Annotated in this window: 19 protein-coding genes; 7 read left to right on the forward strand and 12 right to left on the reverse strand. The window is 59.0% G+C overall.

Going from position 1 to position 19,311, the window contains the following annotated elements; translation table 11 throughout:
• The coding region (locus tag GC177_00050; GenBank protein MBI1274349.1) for a hypothetical protein at positions 1-352 on the reverse strand (352 nt) is incomplete at its 3' end.
• Positions 334-1,431: an aminotransferase class I/II-fold pyridoxal phosphate-dependent enzyme gene (locus GC177_00055; GenBank protein ID MBI1274350.1), complete on the reverse strand. Its 1,098-nt coding sequence runs from the start codon at positions 1,429-1,431 to the stop codon at positions 334-336. The genes GC177_00055 and GC177_00050, both read right to left, overlap by 19 nt.
• Positions 1,432-1,617: 186 nt before the next feature.
• Between GC177_00055 and bioB the strand changes: the two genes are divergently transcribed.
• The 3 genes from bioB to GC177_00070 are packed head-to-tail and all read left to right on the forward strand — an operon-like array spanning position 1,618 to position 4,551.
• On the forward strand, positions 1,618-2,646 hold the full coding sequence (gene bioB / locus GC177_00060) for a biotin synthase BioB (GenBank protein MBI1274351.1): 1,029 nt from the start codon (positions 1,618-1,620) through the stop codon (positions 2,644-2,646).
• A complete protein-coding gene (locus tag GC177_00065; GenBank protein ID MBI1274352.1) occupies positions 2,615-3,913 on the forward strand; it encodes an adenosylmethionine--8-amino-7-oxononanoate transaminase in 1,299 nt (432 codons plus the stop codon). The genes bioB and GC177_00065 overlap by 32 nt, the downstream gene beginning before the upstream one ends.
• Before the next feature lie 11 nt (positions 3,914-3,924).
• Positions 3,925-4,551 carry a redoxin domain-containing protein gene (locus tag GC177_00070; GenBank protein MBI1274353.1) on the forward strand — a complete coding sequence of 209 codons (627 nt, stop codon included), beginning with the start codon at positions 3,925-3,927 and terminating at the stop codon, positions 4,549-4,551.
• 1 nt (position 4,552) lies between these two features.
• Here the strand turns inward: GC177_00070 and GC177_00075 are convergent, their stop codons facing one another.
• Entirely contained in the window at positions 4,553-5,476 is a 924-nt protein-coding gene (locus GC177_00075; protein ID MBI1274354.1) for an NAD-dependent epimerase/dehydratase family protein, read from the reverse strand.
• Positions 5,477-5,724: 248 nt separating this feature from the next.
• Between GC177_00075 and GC177_00080 the strand changes: the two genes are divergently transcribed.
• On the forward strand, positions 5,725-5,850 hold the full coding sequence (locus GC177_00080) for a 50S ribosomal protein L36 (GenBank protein MBI1274355.1): 126 nt from the start codon (positions 5,725-5,727) through the stop codon (positions 5,848-5,850).
• Positions 5,851-5,929: 79 nt separating this feature from the next.
• Here GC177_00080 and GC177_00085 read toward each other — a convergent pair whose 3' ends face one another.
• Positions 5,930-6,181: a hypothetical protein gene (locus GC177_00085; protein MBI1274356.1), complete on the reverse strand. Its 252-nt coding sequence runs from the start codon at positions 6,179-6,181 to the stop codon at positions 5,930-5,932.
• A gap of 122 nt (positions 6,182-6,303) precedes the next feature.
• On the reverse strand, positions 6,304-7,755 hold the full coding sequence (locus tag GC177_00090; protein ID MBI1274357.1) for a deoxyribodipyrimidine photo-lyase: 1,452 nt from the start codon (positions 7,753-7,755) through the stop codon (positions 6,304-6,306).
• A gap of 89 nt (positions 7,756-7,844) precedes the next feature.
• Between GC177_00090 and GC177_00095 the strand changes: the two genes are divergently transcribed.
• The 3 genes from GC177_00095 (at position 7,845) to GC177_00105 (ending at position 11,954) form a co-directional block, all read left to right on the forward strand.
• The gene (locus GC177_00095) at positions 7,845-9,005 is read left to right on the forward strand and encodes a phosphoserine transaminase (GenBank protein ID MBI1274358.1); all 1,161 of its coding nucleotides are present in this window, start codon (positions 7,845-7,847) and stop codon (positions 9,003-9,005) included.
• Positions 9,006-9,009: 4 nt separating this feature from the next.
• Positions 9,010-10,605, forward strand: coding sequence for a phosphoglycerate dehydrogenase (locus tag GC177_00100; protein ID MBI1274359.1), 1,596 nt, complete (start codon positions 9,010-9,012; stop codon positions 10,603-10,605).
• Between the two features lie 122 nt (positions 10,606-10,727).
• The gene (locus GC177_00105) at positions 10,728-11,954 is read left to right on the forward strand and encodes a hypothetical protein (protein ID MBI1274360.1); all 1,227 of its coding nucleotides are present in this window, start codon (positions 10,728-10,730) and stop codon (positions 11,952-11,954) included.
• Here GC177_00105 and GC177_00110 read toward each other — a convergent pair.
• Genes GC177_00110 through gcvT form a run of 7 tightly spaced genes read right to left on the reverse strand, consistent with a single transcriptional unit; the run spans position 11,951 to position 19,113 of the window.
• The gene (locus GC177_00110) at positions 11,951-12,550 is read right to left on the reverse strand and encodes a glutathione S-transferase (GenBank protein ID MBI1274361.1); all 600 of its coding nucleotides are present in this window, start codon (positions 12,548-12,550) and stop codon (positions 11,951-11,953) included. The genes GC177_00105 and GC177_00110 overlap by 4 nt on opposite strands.
• 47 nt (positions 12,551-12,597) lie before the next feature.
• Positions 12,598-13,854 (reverse strand): tRNA (N(6)-L-threonylcarbamoyladenosine(37)-C(2))-methylthiotransferase MtaB, encoded by a 1,257-nt coding sequence (gene mtaB / locus GC177_00115; protein MBI1274362.1) that lies wholly within the window; start codon positions 13,852-13,854, stop codon positions 12,598-12,600.
• Between the two features lie 60 nt (positions 13,855-13,914).
• A complete protein-coding gene (locus GC177_00120) occupies positions 13,915-14,766 on the reverse strand; it encodes a diaminopimelate epimerase (GenBank protein ID MBI1274363.1) in 852 nt (283 codons plus the stop codon).
• 9 nt (positions 14,767-14,775) lie between these two features.
• Complete coding sequence (locus GC177_00125; protein ID MBI1274364.1) at positions 14,776-16,281, reverse strand: aminotransferase class V-fold PLP-dependent enzyme; 1,506 nt, start codon at positions 16,279-16,281, stop codon at positions 14,776-14,778.
• Between the two features lie 13 nt (positions 16,282-16,294).
• The gene (locus GC177_00130) at positions 16,295-17,572 is read right to left on the reverse strand and encodes an aminomethyl-transferring glycine dehydrogenase subunit GcvPA (protein ID MBI1274365.1); all 1,278 of its coding nucleotides are present in this window, start codon (positions 17,570-17,572) and stop codon (positions 16,295-16,297) included.
• A gap of 1 nt (position 17,573) precedes the next feature.
• Positions 17,574-17,966 (reverse strand): glycine cleavage system protein GcvH, encoded by a 393-nt coding sequence (gene gcvH, locus GC177_00135; protein ID MBI1274366.1) that lies wholly within the window; start codon positions 17,964-17,966, stop codon positions 17,574-17,576.
• 31 nt (positions 17,967-17,997) lie between these two features.
• The gene (gcvT, locus tag GC177_00140; GenBank protein MBI1274367.1) at positions 17,998-19,113 is read right to left on the reverse strand and encodes a glycine cleavage system aminomethyltransferase GcvT; all 1,116 of its coding nucleotides are present in this window, start codon (positions 19,111-19,113) and stop codon (positions 17,998-18,000) included.
• Between the last annotated feature and the right edge of the window lie 198 nt (positions 19,114-19,311).

Consider the following 19,311-nt stretch of genomic DNA (forward strand, 5'->3'; position numbering starts at 1 on the left):
GCCTGTCCGTCACGCCGATGCGCTGGCTCAGCCAATCCGCCGCCAAGCCAGGGTTCTGCCGGTAAAGCGCCAGAAATTCCCGATACCCTCGCGTGTCCGACAATGAAAAAGGCGTGGCGATCAACAATGCCCGCGATGCCTTGATCCACCCATCCGCCAGCCCGTGACACAGCAACCCGCCCCCAAGCGACCAGCCGATAGCCAGATCCACCTCATGCGCATCTTTCCTAAGCGCCGCCATATCCGCCACATCGCCATAAGGCAGCACCTCGGCCTCATAGCCAAGCGCTTCCGCAAACCTCACCAGCGCGCGGTAAGGCTGCATCCATCCCGTCAGGCAGAGAGCACGCATTCCCGGAACCACGGTTGCGAGTGAATGGTAAGCGCCAGCAGATCCACCTGATCCATCTTATGCAGCGCGGAGAAGGTCACACGCAGCCGCGCGCTGCCGTCCGGCACCGTCGGCGGGCGGATGGGCGTCACTAAAAATCCCTGCTGCATCAAGGTCCGCGCCGCATACATGGCCACGTCGCTTTTGCCGACCACAATCGGCACAATCGGGCTTTGCGCCGTCGGCAGCCCGAGCCGGTTGCTGAAATGCCGCGCCATGTCCAGCGGCCGCAAGCGCCAATCCCTGTCAAATTCAATGATATCCAGCGCCTTCACGCTCGCCGCCACTACCGCGGGCGGCAAGGCGGTGGAAAACATGAAGCTCCGCGCCGTATTGGCAATCAGGGTAATCACATCCCGCTTGGCACACACATAACCGCCAAAGCTCCCGGCTGCCTTGGAAAGCGTGCCCATCTGGATATCCACCAGATGCGCCTTGCTGTCCAGGTCATCCGCGCACAGCCCGAGCCCATGCGCATCATCCGTCATCAGCCAGGCATCGTTGGCGCGGCACAGGGCGGAGAGTTCCTCCACCGGCGCCACATCGCCATCCATGCTGAACACCGCATCCGTCACCACCAGGCAGCGCGTATGGTGGCTGCGCGTTTTCTCCAGAATCTGCTTCACATGCGCCATGTCATTATGGTTGAAGCGCATGATGGTCGCGCCCGAAAGCCGCGCCCCGTCCAGAATGCAGGCATGCACCAGCTTATCGAGCAGGATCAGGTCATTCCGCCCCATTAAGGCCGGAATCACGCCAATATTGGCATGATACCCGCTGGCGAACACCAGCGCCCCTTCCGTACCGCGCAGCCGCGCAAGCTGCTGCTCCAGTTCGCTGTAAATTGGGTGGTTGCCCGTCACCAGACGCGAAGCCCCCGCCCCCGTGCCATAGGCATAAAGCGCCTCCACCGCCGCATTCACCACATCCGGATGGCGACTAAGGCCGAGATAGTCGTTACTGCTGAAATTGATGAGCTCCCGCCCCTGATGGTGCACCAGCACCCCTTCCAGCGGCACCGTTTCATGGATATGGCGCATCTGGTGCTTGCTCACCAACTGGTCAAGCTGCTGCGCTGCCCATTTCTCAATGGTCAATGCTTCCGGTGCAGATACGGCCGGACCTGATACAGTTTTCGCTTCGGCCAAATTCACGCCCAATTTCACTGTTTGCTTGAAGGAAACTCTGCTATACGGTCAATCCGTCCAACAAGAGGCATCCTGACGATGGGCACCTTGAATAACCAAAACCAGACGATTTCACAACGCCTAAGCTCCCCCATCCGCCATGATTGGAGCGTAGAGCAAGCCATGGCGCTGTTTTCCTTGCCATTCAATGACCTGCTTTACCAAGCCCAGACCGCCCACCGCCAGTTCTTTGCCAGCAACGAGGTTCAGGTCAGCACCCTGCTTTCCATCAAAACCGGCGGCTGCGCCGAGGATTGCTCCTATTGCCCCCAAAGCGCCAAATACAACACCGGCCTGAAAGCCGAAAAACTGATGGATGTCGATGACGTGCTGGAAAAAGCCCGCATCGCCAAAACCAACGGCGCCACCCGCTTCTGCATGGGCGCCGCCTGGCGAAGCCCCAAAGAGCGCGACATGCCCAAAATGGTGGCAATGGTCGAAGGCGTCAAAGCCCTCGGCTTGGAAACCTGTATGACGCTCGGCATGATCGACAAGCAACAGGCGCACACCCTGAAGGATGCCGGGCTGGATTATTACAATCACAATCTCGATACCTCCGAGCAGTTCTACGACAAGGTCATTACCACCCGCACCTATCAGGACCGGCTGGATACACTGGAAAATGTGCGCGATGCGGGCATGAGCGTCTGCTGCGGCGGCATCGTCGGCATGGGAGAGGCGGTGGAGGACCGCGCCGCCATGATGGTGACGCTGGCCAACCTGCCCACCCATCCGGAATCCGTGCCGATTAATTGGCTGGTACAGGTGGAAGGCACCCCGCTGCATGGCCGCACCACGCCCGATCCGTTCGATTTCGTCCGCACCATCGCGGTTGCCCGCATCATGATGCCCGCTTCGATGGTCCGCCTTTCCGCCGGGCGTGAAGCCATGAGCGATGAGCTTCAGGCCCTTTGCTTTGCCGCAGGCGCCAACTCCATTTTCTATGGCGAAAAGCTGCTCACCACCGGCAACCCGGATACGGAAAAGGACCAGGCCCTGTTCACACGCCTCGGCATGGTGCCGATGGAGGCTCGGCATGAAAACAAACCCGTCTGCGCAGCGGCGTAACGCCTCCGCCCAGCCCTCCTGGGCAGCTACCGGCGCGCGCCATCTCTGGCTGCCATACAATCAGCACAAGCTGGCACCTGCGCCATTACCCGTGGTTGGCGCGAAAGACTGCCGCATCCATCTGGCCGATGGTCGCGAACTGGTAGATGGCATCGCCAACTGGTGGACCGCCTGCCACGGCCATGCCCACCCCAAGCTGGTGGAAGCCGTGCAGAAACAGGCCGCCGCCCTGCCGCACGTGATGTTCGGTGGCCTGATGCATGAACCCGCCGCCCTGCTGGCAGAAAAACTCACCGCCATCGCCCCCGAGGGCCTCAACCGCGTTTTTTTCGCCGATTCCGGCTCCGTCGCGGTGGAAACCGCCATGAAAATGGCCGTGCAATACTGGGTGAACAAAGGCAAAGTGAACAAGAAAAAGATCATCGCCTTCCGCCACGGCTATCATGGCGACACCATGGGCTGCATGTCCGTCTGCGACCCCGATGACGGCATGCACACCACCTTCAGCGGCTACGTGCCCATGCAGTTCCATATCGACATCCCGTCGGACGAATACGGCTTTTCCGAATTCGATGACCTGCTCTCCCACATCGCCCCCAGCGCCGCCGCCATCATCATCGAGCCGCTGGTGCAGGGCGCGGGCGGCATGATTTTCCACAGCGCCGACACACTGGCGGAGATCCACCGCATCACCCAAAAGCACGAATTGCTCCTGATCGCCGACGAAATCGCCACCGGCTTTGGCCGCACCGGCAGCATGTTCGCCTGTAACGAAGCGGGCATCACGCCGGACATCATGTGCGTCGGCAAAGCCCTCACCGGCGGCATGCTCACCCTCGCCGCCACCTTGGCCACCGATAAAGTCTTCGACGGCTTCCTCAGCGAACTCCCCGGTCGCGCCCTCATGCAAGGCCCCACCTACATGGCCAACCCCATCGCCTGCGCCGCCGCGCTTGCCTCGCTCGAATTGTTCGAGTCCGAACCACGCATCCAGCAGGTGCAAACCATTGAGCAGCATCTCTGGCAACTCCTCTCGCCGCTTCGCAATGTGGAAAATGTAAAAGACGTCCGCGTCAAAGGCGCCATCGGCGTGGTGGAGCTGGATGCCTGCGCCGTGGATGCATGGGATATGCGCATTCGCGCCGCCGAAATGGGCGCCTGGCTCCGCCCCTTCGGCCACATCATCTACCTCATGCCACCCTTTACCATGCCGGAAAGCGATATTGCTTTTCTCGCCGATGTGATAGGTAAGTTGCTCCAACGATAGGGAGCCACCACATGCTCCTCATCCTGTTTGCCATCATCGGAATTTTCGCCGGCATACAGAATGCCCTGGCGGAAGACACCTCCGGCCTTCTGAACGCGCATGAGGCGAAATTCACCAGCATCGACGGCAAACCCATGCCCCTCAGCGACTATCGCGGCAAGCTGCTGCTGGTGGTCAACACCGCCTCCAAATGCGGCTTCACCCCGCAATATGAAGGCCTGGAAAAACTCTATCAGAAATACAAATCCAAAGGCCTGGTCATCATCGGCGTGCCCGCCAACAATTTTGGCTCGCAGGAACCGGGCAGCAACGAGGACATCAAGCAATTCGCCGAGGGCAGCTTCCACGTCACCTTCCCCCTGACACAAAAGGAAGATGTGGTCGGCAAGGGCGCGCATCCCTTCTATCAATGGGCCGCCAAACAGGCGGGCGTGCTCGGCACCCCCAAATGGAATTTCCACAAATACCTGATTTCGCCCGAAGGCACGCTGATCGACTGGTTCTCATCCGCCACCAAACCGGAAGATGAAAAACTCGTCAAAGCCATCGAAGCCAACCTGCCCGGCGATGCCAAAGCGGAAGCCCCGGTTGAAAACCCCGCCAACCCGGACATCATCATGCGCAAAAAAGCAAAATAGCCTACCGGCCGTTGCGGTACCATTCCCAGGTGCGCTGAAGCCCCTCGGCAACGGGTGTTTCCGGCGCAAGTCCCAGCACCGCCTTCAAGGCCGCCGGGCTACCCTGCGAATGACGAATATCTCCCGCCCGCGCATCCACCTGCCGGTGCTCCACCTCATGCCCGATGATCCGCTCCAGATGCCCTGCAAGCTGGTTTACCGTCGTCACCGCGCCGGTGCAGATATTGTAACGCTCAAACCCCTCCCAGCCCTGCTGTATAGCCGCCATCAGCACCTTCACCACATCGCCCACATACACAAAATCCCGCGTCTGCTCACCATCGCCGAAGAACGTGATGGGCTGCTCGCGCCCGATTGCATCCATGAAAATGGAAATCACGCCAGAATAGGCGCTGCCCGGCTGCTGCCTCGGCCCATAGATATTGAACGCCCGGAATGCACGAACATCCAGCCCGTGCACCTCTGCCGCAGCGCGCCCATGCAGCTCACACCCCAGCTTATCCGCGCCGTAGGGGTTGATCGGCTCCGTCACCGCCGTCTCCACGATCGGCATCACGCGCTGCTCGCCATACACGGCGGCCGATGACATCACGATCAACGGCACGGGGTTTGCCTTCACCAGCTCCAGCAATTGCACCCACGCGCCAAGGTTCACCGTATGGCTGTCAAAAAGCTGCTGGTTGCATTGCCCCACCGCCGCAATAGCGGCCAGATGGAACACTCCGTCCACATCCCTGAGCGCACGCGCCATCAAAGCGGCATCGCGCACATCACCTTTCAGCAATTCCACATCGGCGGCCAGATTTTCCGCCCTGCCGGTGCTCAAATCATCCACCACGCGCACAGCATGGCCCGCTGCCAGCAGCACATCACACAGATGCCCGCCCACGAATCCCGCCCCGCCGGTTACCAGATAATGCGCCATTCTTGTCCTTTCGATCTCGTTTTACGAGCGCAGCGAGTTGGGCCATTGAGGCCCCGCCCGCTAATGCGGGCGCAGCCCTTCGCGTAGCGAAGGTCAGGCAAAAGGCTATTCCCACTAACTTTTGTTAGTGGGAATATAGCTGAGATTGGTTAAAACGAAGAAAACCGCCCGTCACCATCCAAATTACACTTGACCTTCCGGCTGCTTTCCCGCATATATCGCACCTCAAATTTCTATAGGTAAGTGTTATGAAAGTCCGTAGCTCGCTGAAATCCGCCAAATTGCGCGATAAAGACTGCCGCGTTATTCGTCGCAAGGGCCGTCTGTATGTGATCAACAAAAAGAACCCGCGCTTCAAGGCTCGCCAAGGCTAACCGCCCACGCGAAAGCGGAAAGAAAAACCCCGGAATCCTGCGATTCCGGGGTTTTTTATTACCTGCAAACCGGCAAAATCTAATAAACGCCGATAAACTCCTCATCCCGGCTCTGTCCGGCCAGGAAGGTGAAATACAGCCCGAGCAGGCCGCCGAACCCGAGCGACCAGTAAAAAATCTTGTCCACGCAATGCTCGCTGTAAATGCGGTTGGTCAGGTCAAAAAAGAGATACGAGACGCCATAAATCAGGCCAATGGCGATAATGGCCATCACCACATAGCATACCAGCACATCCATCAGGCTTTTCGCGCGCATTTCTTGACCTTTCATGTCATTACCAGCAGCGGATAACCCACTGAGATGACAGAATCATGGCACTTAATGAAATTTTAAGAATTTTCTTATAAGCGCGCCGCTTCCATTTAGCCAGCATTTTTCACAACCACAGGTAATCAGGCGGCATCCTGCCGTTTCGGCAGCTTCTTGAATGCCTCCAGCGCCGCATTCCGCGCTTTGGCATGGTCCACCATCGGGTAGGGATAATCCTTCCCAAGCTCAACATTGGCCTGCTTCAGCAATGCGGGGCCGGCCAGCCAGGGCGCGTGAATGGCCTCTTTCGGCAGTCTGGCCAGCTCCGGCACCCATTGGCGGATATAATCCCCATCCGGGTCGAATTTTTCGCCCTGCCCCACGGGGTTGAAAATACGAAAATACGGCGCGGCATCCGCCCCGCACCCGGCCACCCACTGCCAGCTGGCGCTGTTATTGGCAATATCCGCATCCACCAGCGTATCCCAGAACCATGCCTCCCCCTCTTTCCAGTGGATAAGAAGGTCCTTGATAAGGAAACTCGCCACAATCATACGCACGCGGTTATGCATCCAGCCCGTATGCCAGAGCTGGCGCATACCCGCATCCACAATGGGGTAACCCGTTTTTCCCTTTTGCCAGCGCGTCAGCGCGCCGTCATCTTCCACCCAGGGAAAATCATCAAATTCCTGCCGGAAATTCTCCTCCGGAAAAGCAGGGAAATGATACAGCAGGTTATAGGAAAATTCCCGCCAGCCGAGTTCACTCAGAAAATGCTCATATCCCTTGCTCCAGCCGGGCTGCTTCGCCTGCGCCACCCGCGTGGCGGCATAAACCTGACGGGGGCTGATCTCGCCAAAACGCAGATAAGGCGATAACCGGGAAGTCGCCTCCACCGCCGGAAAATTCCGCTCATCCTTATAATCTTTCGCGGCCCCACTTAAAAAAGCGGCGAGCCTTTCCCGGGCGGCGGCCTCTCCGGCTTTCCAGCTTTCCCGAAACCCGCCTGCCCAATCCGGCTTGGTTGGCAGCAATGGCCAACCAAGCAGCTCATCGCTTTGGGGCCAGCTTTCGGGTGTCGCCAACCATTTGGGCGCGGGCAAAGCCTCCACCTTTTCCAGCTGCGGCAGACACCCTTTGTTCCAATAGGGCGTGAATACCTTATAAGGCCCGCCGCTCTGATTTTTCACCTGCCACGGCTCCAGCAGCAGCGTGGTGTTTTCCGTGCGCAGCTTCACCTGCAGCGCATCCATCGCCTGTTGCACCGCCTGCTCCTGTTTGCGCTGATACAGGTCGTATGCCCGGCCGAAATGAAGCTCCGCCGCCTGGCTTTCCACCGCCAGCGCCGCAAGTACCTCCGCAGCGTCGCCGCGCTTAAGGATCAGCCTGCTGCCAAGCGCTTCCAGCGATGCCGCCAGCGATACCAGCGAATGATGCAGCCACCAGCACGATGCCGCGCCCATGGCGCGCCCACCGGCTTCATCATCCAGCACATAAACCGGTATCACGGGCCGTCCGCTCTCGGCCAGCGCATGAAGCAAACCATGGTCGGCCACGCGTAAGTCATTGCGATACCACAAGATGACGGGCTGCATGAAAAACTCTCCAAAAAATCGCCGCACACTCTAGCCCTATGGGGAGCAATTGGCTATAACCACCAGATACCGTCATTGAGGAACCTGAAATGAAGCCGACCACGCGTCCGAACATTCCCAATTTCTCCTCCGGCCCCTGTGCCAAACGCCCCGGCTGGACGTTGGATGCGCTGAAGGATGCCGCGCTCGGCCGCTCCCACCGCGCCAAGGTCGGCAAAACCAAACTGAAAGAAGCCATCGACCTCAGCCATGAGCTGCTCGGCCTCCCCGCGGATTACAAACTCGGCATCGTCCCCGCCTCTGACACCGGCGCATTCGAAATGGCCATGTGGTCCCTCCTCGGCCCGCGCGGGGTGGATGTGTTTTCGTGGGAAAGCTTCGGCCAAGGCTGGGCGAGCGACATAAAAAGCCAGCTGAAACTCTCCGACGTCCGTTATTTCAACGCCGATTACGGCCAGATACCCGATCTGTCGCAGGCAGACAGCGCCCGCGACATTGTCTTCACCTGGAACGGCACCACCTCGGGTGTGAAAGTGCCGAACGGCGACTGGATCAAGGACAGCCGCGAAGGCCTCACCTTATGCGATGCCACCTCCGCCGTGTTCGCCATGGACATGCCCTGGCACAAGCTCGATGTCGTCACCTATTCCTGGCAGAAAGTCCTCGGCGGCGAAGGCGCGCACGGTGTCATCATCTTAAGCCCGCGCGCCGTGGCGCGGCTGGAAAGCTACAGCCCGTCCTGGCCCATGCCCAAGATCTTTCGCATGACGTCGAAGGGCAAACTGATCGATGGCATCTTCCAGGGCGAAACCATCAACACCCCTTCCATGATGTGCGTGGAAGACCTGCTCGATGCCCTGCACTGGACCAAGAAAATCGGCGGAGCCGAGGCGCTCCAGCGCCGCTCCAACGACAACCTCAAAGCCATCGAAGGCTGGGTGCTGAACAGCAAATGGGCGGACTTTCTTGCCGAGCGCGCCGAGATCCGCTCCAATACCTCCGTGTGCCTGAAAGTGATCGACCCCGCCTACCTCGCCCTTTCGGCCGAGGCTCAGGCCGAAGTCGCCAAAAAAATCACCAGCCTGCTGGATAAGGAAGGGGTGGCCTACGACATCGGCGCCTACCGCGACGCCCCTCCGGGCCTGCGCATCTGGGCGGGCGCCACAGTCGAGAAATCCGACCTGGAAGCCCTCTTCCCCTGGCTCGACTGGGCATTCAACGAATCCATGCAAACCGTGAAAGCAGCGTAACACCATGACCAAATCCGCCCCCAAAGTCCTCATCTCCGATAAACTCAGCCCGGCAGCTGTGGAAATTTTCCAGAAGGCCGGCATCGAGGTGGACAACAAACCCGGCCTCACGCCCGATGAACTGAAAGCCATCATCGGCAATTACGAAGGCCTCGCCATCCGCTCCGCCACCAAAGTAACGCCGGATGTATTGGATAAAGCCAAAAAGCTGAAAGTCATCGGCCGCGCGGGCATCGGGGTGGACAATGTGGACGTCCCAGCAGCCACCGCCAAAGGCATCATCGTGATGAACACGCCCTTCGGCAATTCCATCACCACCGCCGAGCACACCATCTCCCTCATGATGTCGCTCGCCCGCAACATCCCCGCCGCCAGCGCCTCCACCCATGCCGGCAAATGGGAGAAGAACAGCTTCATGGGCGTGGAAATGGCGGGCAAAACGCTCGGCCTCATCGGCTGCGGCAATATCGGCTCCATCGTCGCCAACCGCGCCGCCGGGCTGAAAATGAAGGTCATCGCCTATGATCCCTTCCTCTCCGACGACAAAGCCAAGGAAATGAATCTCCGCAAGGTCGAGCTGCCCGAACTGTTAAAAGAGTCGGATTTCATCACGCTTCATACCCCGCTGAACGATTCCACCCGCAACATCCTGAACAAAGATACGCTCGCCAAAACCAAAAAGGGCGTGCGCATCGTCAATTGCGCCCGCGGTGGTCTCATTAATGAGAAAGACCTCAAAGCCGCCATCGAGTCCGGCCAGGTGGCCGGTGCCGCGTTGGATGTGTTTGAGGAAGAACCCGCCAAAACCAACGTGCTTTTCGGCATGGAGCAGGTTGTCTGCACGCCTCACCTCGGCGCCTCCACCACTGAAGCGCAGGAGAACGTCGCCTTCCAGGTGGCCGAGCAAATGGCCGACTACCTCAATAACGGCACGGTTACAAACGCGCTCAATATGCCCTCCGTCTCCGCCGAAGATGCCGCCAAGCTGAAACCCTACCTCGAATTGGCGCAATATCTTGGCAGCTTCGCAGGCCAGATCACCGAAACCGGCATCAAATCCGTCTCCATCGATTACGAAGGACACGCCGCCACGCTCAACACCAAGCCGCTGACGGCCGCGGCGCTCTGCGGCTTCCTCACGCCGCTCATTAACAGCGTCAACCCCGTCAGCGCGCCCATCATCGCGCGTGAGCGCGGCATCCGCGTCAGCGAATCCGCCCATGATGGCAAATCGGATTACCAGACGCTCATCCGCATCACGGTCGAAACCGACAAGCGCAAGCGCAGCATCGTCGGCACCCTGTTCAACGACCATCCCCGCATTGTGGAAGTGCACGGCGTGAAGCTGGAAGCCGCCGTCGGCCCCTACATGCTCTACATCAGCAACGAGGATAAACCCGGCTTCATCGGCAAGCTCGGCCAGTTCCTCGGCAATGCGGAGATCAACATCGCCCACTTCCACCTCGGCCGCTCCAACAAGGCCGAACACAAGGGCATGGCCACCGCGCTGATCGAGCTGGATCATAAAATTGATGACAAGCAGCTGAAAGCCGTGCAGGATCTGCCCGGCGTGCAGAGCGCTAAATTCCTGCGCTTTTAAGGAGGTTCCATGGGCCATTTAATCATGCAGCTGATTAAGCTCGTGACCACAGTGTTCCTGGTCTATTTCCTCGCCGTGCAGATGGAATGGATCAACCCCTGCGACATGCCGGGGCAGTTCCTGTGCTGAACCAGCTCTGGGCAGGCATGATTCTGCTGTCGCTGTTCGCGGCATGTATGCAGACCCTCCTTGGCCATCCGGACATCTGGCCCACCATGGGCAAGGCACTGTTTGAAAGCGCCAAATTCTCCATGGATGTCGCCCTCGGCCTGGCGGGCATCATGTGCCTGTGGATGGGCTTTTTCGCCATCGCCGAGCAAAGCGGCCTCATCCAGGTTTTTTCGCGCCTCATCAGTCCGCTTTTGCGCCGCCTCATGCCCGAAGTGCCGCATGGCCACCCCTCGCTCGGCAGCATGTCCGCCACCATGGCCGCCAACATGCTGGGCCTGGACAATGCCGCCACGCCCTTCGGCCTCAAGGCGATGATCGATCTGCAGACGCTCAACAAAAGTGACAACACCGCCAGCAACGCGCAGATCATGTTCCTGGTCATCAACACCGCCTCCGTCGTGCTGCTGCCCGTCACGGTGATGATGTACCGTCAGCAGATGGGCTCTGCCGACCCCGCTGCCGTATTCCTTCCCCTGCTGCTCACCTCCATCGCGGGCACCATCCCCGCCGTCATCGTCACCGCCCATATCCAGCGCATCAAACTGCTGGACCCCGTCATCATCGCCTACGGCGTTGGCATCGTCGCGCTCGGCATGCTGTTGTGGCTGTGCGCATTTGCCGTGCCGGAGGCCGAACGCTCCGCCACCATGTCCGCCATCAGCAACGGCATCCTGATGCTGGCCATCGCGGGCATCCTTATACACGGCATGCTGAACCAGGTGCCCGTCTACGAAGCCTTCATCGAAGGCGCGAAGGAAGGCTTCCACACCGCCATCAAAATCCTTCCCTATCTCGTGGCCATGATCGGCGCCATCGCCGCCCTTCGCGCCTGCGGCCTGCTCACGGCACTGGAGAATCTCGTCGCGCGCGCCGCCACCGCCATCGGGCTGGACCCCGGCTTCGTCCCCGCCCTCCCCACCGCCTTCATGAAACCTTTCAGCGGCAGCGCCGCTCGCGCCAGCATGCTCGAAGTCATGCAGCATTATGGCGTAGACTCCTTCCCCGCCACCGTCGCCAGCATGGTGCAGGGAAGCACCGAAACCACCTTCTACGTCATGGCCGTCTATTTCGGCTCCGTCGGCATAACCCGCGTACGCTACGCTGCAGGCGTCGGCCTGTTTGCGGATTTCACCGCCATCGTCGCCGCCATTTATTTCAGCTACGTCTTTTTCGGCTAGGCCGCTTTTACTTCCGTCTCTTGCATGGAAGGTCGCTTGCTGAACGCCGCATACCATTCCGCCAGTTTGGGATTCGCTTTGCGCCAGTCAATCGACGGATGCCGCAAATCCAGATAATAAAGCGCCGAGCCAAGCGTGATCATATCCAGCGTCAACGGATTACTGTCATAATCCAGCGTCTCTTCAATATACGCAAGCGTCCGCCCAATCGCATCGCGCTGCCGTTGTGCCCAGCCGTCCCACTGCTTGTCTTCCGGGCGCCGCCCTTCGATGGTCAGCTTCACCGCCGCCTGCAAAATACCGTTAGCGATAAAATCCCGCCGCAGCACCTCGATGCGCTCCTTCGGCGTATTGGGAATGATGTTCGGCTCCGGCTTGATCATGTCCAGATATTCGCAAATCACGTAACTATCGTGATACCGCACCCCGTCATCCGCCACCAGCACAGGTATCAGCCCGATCGGCGCCACGGCAAGGAACGCCGCATCATTGTTCAGCGGCATGGTCGGCACCAGCTCCAGCGGAATCTTCTTTTCATGCGCCAGCACGCGCACACGCCGCGCAAAAGGGGAGGCTTCGGAATAATAGAGCTTCATGTTTCTCTCCACTGAATGACCGGAAGAGACTACGTCGCCAGCTTTGCTTACGCAAACAGGTATTTACCGTCCGTATGGCTCGGCACCACGGCGATGATCTCACCCGGCTGCGCCTGCCCGCTCAGCTTGAACTCCGCAAATTGCGCATTCCGCGCCATGCCGTGCTGCTCCACCAGCACCTGCTGCGACGTGCCAACCAGACCAGTGAGATAAGCACCCAACCGCGCCTGCCCCTTCTCCCGCAGCCGCGCCGCGCGTTCCTTCCGCACCGCCAGCGGTACGGACGGCATCTTGGCCGCGGGCGTGCCCGGGCGCTCCGAATACGGGAACACATGCAAATAGGTCAGCCCGCATTCATCCACGATATCCAGGCTCTTCTGAAACATTTCTTCCGTCTCCGTCGGAAACCCCGCGATGATATCCGCGCCGAACATCATCTCCGGTCTTAAGGAGCGCATCTCCTCGCAAAAACGAATCGCATCCTCGCGCAAATGGCGGCGCTTCATGCGCTTCAGCGTCAAATTATCCCCCGCCTGTAACGACACATGCAGATACGGCATCAACCGCTCATTCTCGGCGAACAGCCGCTTCAAATCCTCATCCACTTCCACCGCATCGATGGAAGATAAACGCAACCGCGGCAGTTCCGGCAATTCTTCCAGCAGGCTTTTCAACAACTGCCCAAGCGTGGGTGTACCCGGCAGATCCTTGCCATAATCGCTCACATCCACGCCCGTGATGACGATCTCGCGAAAGCCTTTTTCCAGCAATTGCCGTGCGCCGCTCACCACCTGGCTCACCGGCACGCTGCGGCTGTTGCCGCGACCATAGGGAATGATGCAGAAGGTGCAGCGGTGGTTGCAGCCGTTCTGCACCTGCATGAAGGCGCGCGTGCGGCTGCCCATGCCGTCCATCATGTGCAGCGCCGTCTCCGTGACGGACATGATATCATTCACCAGAATGGGCGTCTGCTCCGCCGCTTGGCTGTTCAGCGCAAGGTAGGTCTCCGGCTTCAGCTTCTCCTCATTGCCCACCACCGCATCCACCTCCGGCATGTCGGCATATTGCTCGGGGTGAATCTGCGCCGCGCAGCCCGTCACGATGATGCGTGTCTCCGGCTGTTCACGCTTCAGTTTGCGGATGCTCTGGCGCAGCTGGCGCTCGGCCTCAGCCGTCACGGCACAACTGTTGATCACCACCGTGCTTTCCATGCCCGCCGCGCGCATGTGCCCTTCCATCACCTCGCTTTCATAAGCATTGAGGCGGCAACCGAAGCTCATAACGGGCGATGCGTTGCGTGACATGGTAAACCAAAAGGTGAAGCCCGCTTCTAGGGGCGTATCAAGACAGCTTAATGACAGGGATTAAGCAACTGCCGATAGAGTATTTTCATCAATAATGCCAGAAAAACTGGTCTCCGCCGGGCCTTCCATCCATACGGGATGCTCCGTGTCACCCATTCCGCCCTGCCAGGCCACCTGCAAATCTCCGCCCGGCAGGGTCACGGTCATCTGCGGCTCCACCAGCCCCTGCAGCCGCGCGGCCACGGCCGTGGCGCAAGCCGCCGTGCCGCAGGCCAGCGTCGCACCCGCCGCGCGCTCCCACACACGAATCACCACATGTTCCCGGCTCACCACCTTGGCCCAGGTGATATTGGCCTTTTCAGGAAAAAACGGGTGATTTTCCATCTTCGGGCCCCATTCTTCCACATCCACCGCCGCCACATCCTTGACGAACATCACCGCATGCGGGTTGCCCATATTCACCATGATGGCAGGCGGAAATGCCGAAAACAAGGTGAAGGGCTCACCCGGTTCAATGGCTTTGGAAACGGGAATATGCTCCCAGTCCAGCACCGGCACGCCCATATCCAGCTGCACCACATGTTCCACCGAGCCGCGATAGGCTTTGATCAACCGCCCGCCCACATCAAGAATCACCTCATCCTGCCGCTTCTCACGCATCAGCAGGTCGGCCACGCAGCGGGTGGCATTGCCGCAGGCGCCCACTTCGCCACCATCGGGGTTAAAAATGCGCATGCTCACCGCCGCCCGCTGCGATGGCTGCAGCACAATCAACTGGTCGCAGCCGATGCCATAGCGACGGTCCGCAATCCAGCGATATTGCATCGGGGTGAGGCGCACGGCCTTCAGCCGCGCATCCAGCACGACAAAGTCATTGCCAAGCCCGTGCATTTTCAGGAATGGAAGCGGCATCGCGCCCCCTTATTGTTTCCACGTGAGGACGGGGTTCTTCGCCGCCTTCACCTCATCCAGACGTCGGCGCGGCGCGCTGACGGGGTTCTGCTTCAGTGCTTCGCCGCGGCCTTCATTCACCTCGGTGGCGATCCAGCGCATGGTGTTGATGAACTCATCAATGCTCTCGCGCGTTTCGGATTCCGTCGGCTCGATCAGCATCGCGCCCTGCACCATCAGCGGGAAATAGACCGTCATCGGGTGGAAGCCATATTCCACCAGCGTCTTGGCGATATCCATGGTGGAAATGCCTTTTTCCTTCTGCTTCTTATCGGTCAGCAGGCACTCATGCATGCAGATGCCGTCAAATGGTACATGGTACAGATCATGCAGCTTGGCGCGGATGTAATTGGCGTTCAACACCGCATCTTCCGATGCCTGGCGAATACCCTCGCCACCATGCGCCATCATGTAGGTCAACGCACGCACGGCCATGCCGAAATGGCCATGGAAACCTTTGATACGGCCGATGCTGTGTTTCGCTTCGGTCTCCAGCGCATAGAGATCGCCTTTTTTCACAATGCGCGGCACAGGCAGAAATTCCGCCAGTTCCTTGCGCACCGCCACCGGCCCATGGCCCGGGCCACCGCCACCATGCGGGGTGGAGAAGGTTTTGTGCAGGTTGAAATGCATCACATCCACGCCAAAATCCGCCGGGCGCACACGGCCCGCAATGGCGTTGAAGTTGGCGCCGTCGCAATAGAAATACGCACCCTTTTCATGCAGCAGATCCGCCAGCGCATGGGCCATCGGCTCAAATTTCCCACCCGTGTTAGGGTTGGTCAGCATCATCGCCGCCACATCCTCATTCACCAGTGTCTTGGCCACGTCAAAATTCACATGCCCCTGTGCGTCGGTCGGGATAGTTTCAATCTCATAGCCACAAATGGCGGCAGTGGCAGGGTTGGTGCCATGTGCACTGTCAGGCACCAGCACTTTTTTGCGCGGCTTGCCCTTCACCTCATGCGCCTTGCGGATCACCATCATCCCGGCGAATTCGCCATGCGCACCGGCGGCCGGCGCCAGCGTCACCCCCGGCAGGCCGGACATCTCGGCCAGCCAATGCTGAAGCTCGTACATCAGCTCAAGCGCACCCTGCGCGGTCGCCTCCGGCTGAAGCGGATGGATATTGGCAAACCCGTTCAAACGCGCCATTTTCTCATTCAGGCGCGGGTTATGCTTCATCGTGCAGGAACCGAGCGGGAAAAACCCGGTGTCGATGGAATAATTCTGCTGCGACAAGCGCACAAAATGACGGATTACCTGAGGTTCCGTCACTTCCGGCAGGCCGATTTCAGCGCGTGTTTCCACTCCAAGGCGCCCCTTGCTTTTGCCGGAAAGCTCCGGCAAATCCACACCGCAGCGGCCTTTCTCGCTCTGATCAATCAGTAGGCCCTCTTCCATCAGAAGGCCACGATGCCCGGGCAATTCACCGGCGGGTTTCACCGCGTTGCGTGTGTCGTTCGCGGGCGTCATGTCAATGTCCTGATTAAAGGCTGTTGCGGAGTGCGCTGGCATAGGCTGCTATATCGGCTTGAGTGGTCATTTCGGTTGCGGCAACCAGCAGGTGGTTGCCTTCCAGCGGGTGGCCCGCCACGATGTTATGCTTTTCCATCAGCACGTCCCTAAGTTGACGGGCGTCCTTGGGGGTTTCGATCACAAATTCATTGAAAAAACTCTGGTTCACCACCTTCACACCTGGCACGGCGGCCAGCGCATCGGCCAACTCGCAGGCGCGTTCATGATTCAGCAGGGCAAGCTTTTTAAAGCCGACCTCCCCAAGCAACGAGGCATGCACCGTGAAGGCCAGCGCCATCAAGCCCTGGTTACTGCAGATGTTGGAGGTCGCCTTCTCACGGCGGATATGCTGCTCGCGCGTGCTCAATGTCAGCACGAATCCGGGCTTGCCGTCCGCATCTTCCGTGCGGCCGCACAGGCGGCCCGGCATCTGGCGCAGATATTCATTTTTGGAGGCAAAAAAGCCGAGATGCGGCCCGCCGTAATTCATGCCCACGCCGATGCTTTGCGCCTCACCCAGCACGATATCGGCCATGGCAGGGGCAGGCAGCGCGCCCAGCGCCAGAATCTCGGTTACGCATACGATCATCTTCGCGCCCACCTTGTCGCAGGCTACGCGCACCGCTTTCAGGTCAGGAATATTGCCGTGATAATCCGGATATTGCACCACCACGGCCGCCGTCTTGTCGCTGATGGCGTCAAAGCCGGTCACCGTACCGCCCTGCTCCATCCAGTAGGTATTGGTCACACCGGCATAGTCCGGGTGCAATGCGCCAAACACGGCATATTCCGTGCGCTTGGTCAGGCGTCGTGCCATCAGCACGGCCTCGGCCAGCGCTGTGGCACCGTCATACATGGAGGCATTCGCCACATCCATACCGGTCAACGCGGCGATGATGCTCTGATATTCAAAAATCACCGTCAGCGTACCTTGGGCGATTTCCGGCTGATAGGGCGTATAGGCGGTCAAAAATTCCGACCGCTGGATCACCATGTCTACCGTTGCCGGCACATGGTGATAATAGCAGCCAGCCCCAAGGAAAAACGGTCCCGCATTCGCCGCGCGGTTCTTCGACGCCAGCTTCCCGAGCTTGGATTCGATCTCGATTTCCCCCATGCCCGCAGGCAGGTCGATTTTCGCATTCCGCGCCTTTTCCGGCACGGCCTGGTACAAATCATCGATGGATTTCACGCCGATTTCGGCGAGCATGTCCTTGCGGACGGCGGCGGTATGGGGATGAAAGCGCATATCAGGCGATTTCTTTCAGATATTGTTCATATTCCTCAGCATCCATCATGTCCTCAAGTTCGGACTCATCCTCGATGCGAATTTTGGCGATCCACCCCTGATCATACGGGGACTGGTTGATAAGCTCCGGAGAAGAGGAAAGCTCCTCATTCACCGCCAGCACCTCGCCGCTCACCGGCGCATACACCTCGCTGGCCGCCTTGACGGATTCCACCACGGCGAATTCCTTATGCTGCTTCAGCAGCGCGCCGACGGCCGGAAGCTCCACAAACACGAGATCTCCAAGGGATTCCTGTGCATAATGCGTGATACCGGCAACGGCGGTATTGGCGGTGACCTTCAGCCACTCATGCTCTTTAGTGTAATAGAGACCCTCGGGAACCGTGGATGTCATAAAATGCGAACCTCCAGTTTTCTATCAAGAATTAGGCGACATTGCGTTTGCGTACCTGGTAAAACGGCATGCCGACCTTCTGCGCGGCGAGGCGTTTACCACGAACTTCTGCGTAGAGCAATTGGGCGCTGGCGGCAATATCCGACTTCACATACCCCATCGCAATGGATTTTTGCAGCGAAGGCGAAAACCCGCCGCTGCACACTTCACCCACCGGCTGTTCCCCGGCTTTCGGCTCGGCACTGAGGAACAGCGGCGCTCCCTCGCGCACCACGCCCCGGTCATTCAGTATCAGGCCGATGCGCTGGCGTTTCGGCTTGTCTGCCAGTTCCGCACGGATGACATCCGCCCCGTGATAATCCTTGTTATCCTTGGCAATAACCCAGGAAAGTCCGCCTTCCACCGGCGTAATATCTTCCGAGAGATCGTGCCCGTAAAGCGGATAGCCCATCTCCAGGCGCAAACTGTCACGCGCGCCCAGGCCGATCGGGTTCACCTCGGGCTCTTTCAGCAATCCATTCCACAAATCCGGCGCATTCACATCCGGCAGGCTCACTTCAAATCCGTCTTCACCCGTGTAACCGGTGCGGCTGACCAGCACCTGCACGCCGCTTTTCAACACAACGGTCGTGGCATTCATGTATTTCAACGCGGAAAGATCGCCCTCTTTCAGCTGGCGCTGCAACACGGCCTCGGCTTTCGGCCCCTGCACGGCGATCAGCGAACGCTCCGTAAACCGCTCAAGCGTTGCATCTCCCACCAGATGCTTGGCAATCCAGGCCTCATCCCCTTCCTTCCGGGAGGCATTTACCACCAGGTAAAATGTCTCATCCCCAAGCCGCGTCACGATCAAATCGTCAATGACCCCGCCCTTTTCATTGGTCAGCACCGTATATTTGCACTTGCCAAGCGGCAGAGCCTTGAAGCCCGACGGCGTCAGATGTTCCAGAATATCCGCCGCCGCGCTGCCTTTCAGGATGAGCTGGCCCATATGGGAGACATCGAAAATCCCGGCCTCGCTGCGCACCCATTCATGCTCCTTCATGATGCCGAGCGGGTATTGGATGGGCATGTTATAGCCCGCAAATTCCACCATTTTGGCGTTAGCCTGCTGGTGGGCCTGGGTAAGCGCAGTGTTCTGAACCATGTTAACCTCTTCTGAAGGAGGTCTAATGTCACCCTCCGCCCCCAAAATGCAAGCATAATATCCATGCAAATAACGCATAATTCCATGTGGAATTATCATGTAACTGTCACCAATCCTTAAGATGGGTGTGATAGGCTGAAACCATAGGGAGAGTAACGAATATGACGATCTGTTGGACGATACGGGATGGTGTCAGCT

It is taken from the genome of bacterium (assembly GCA_016124905.1).
GTDB lineage: Bacteria > Pseudomonadota > Alphaproteobacteria > Rickettsiales > RI-342 > RI-342.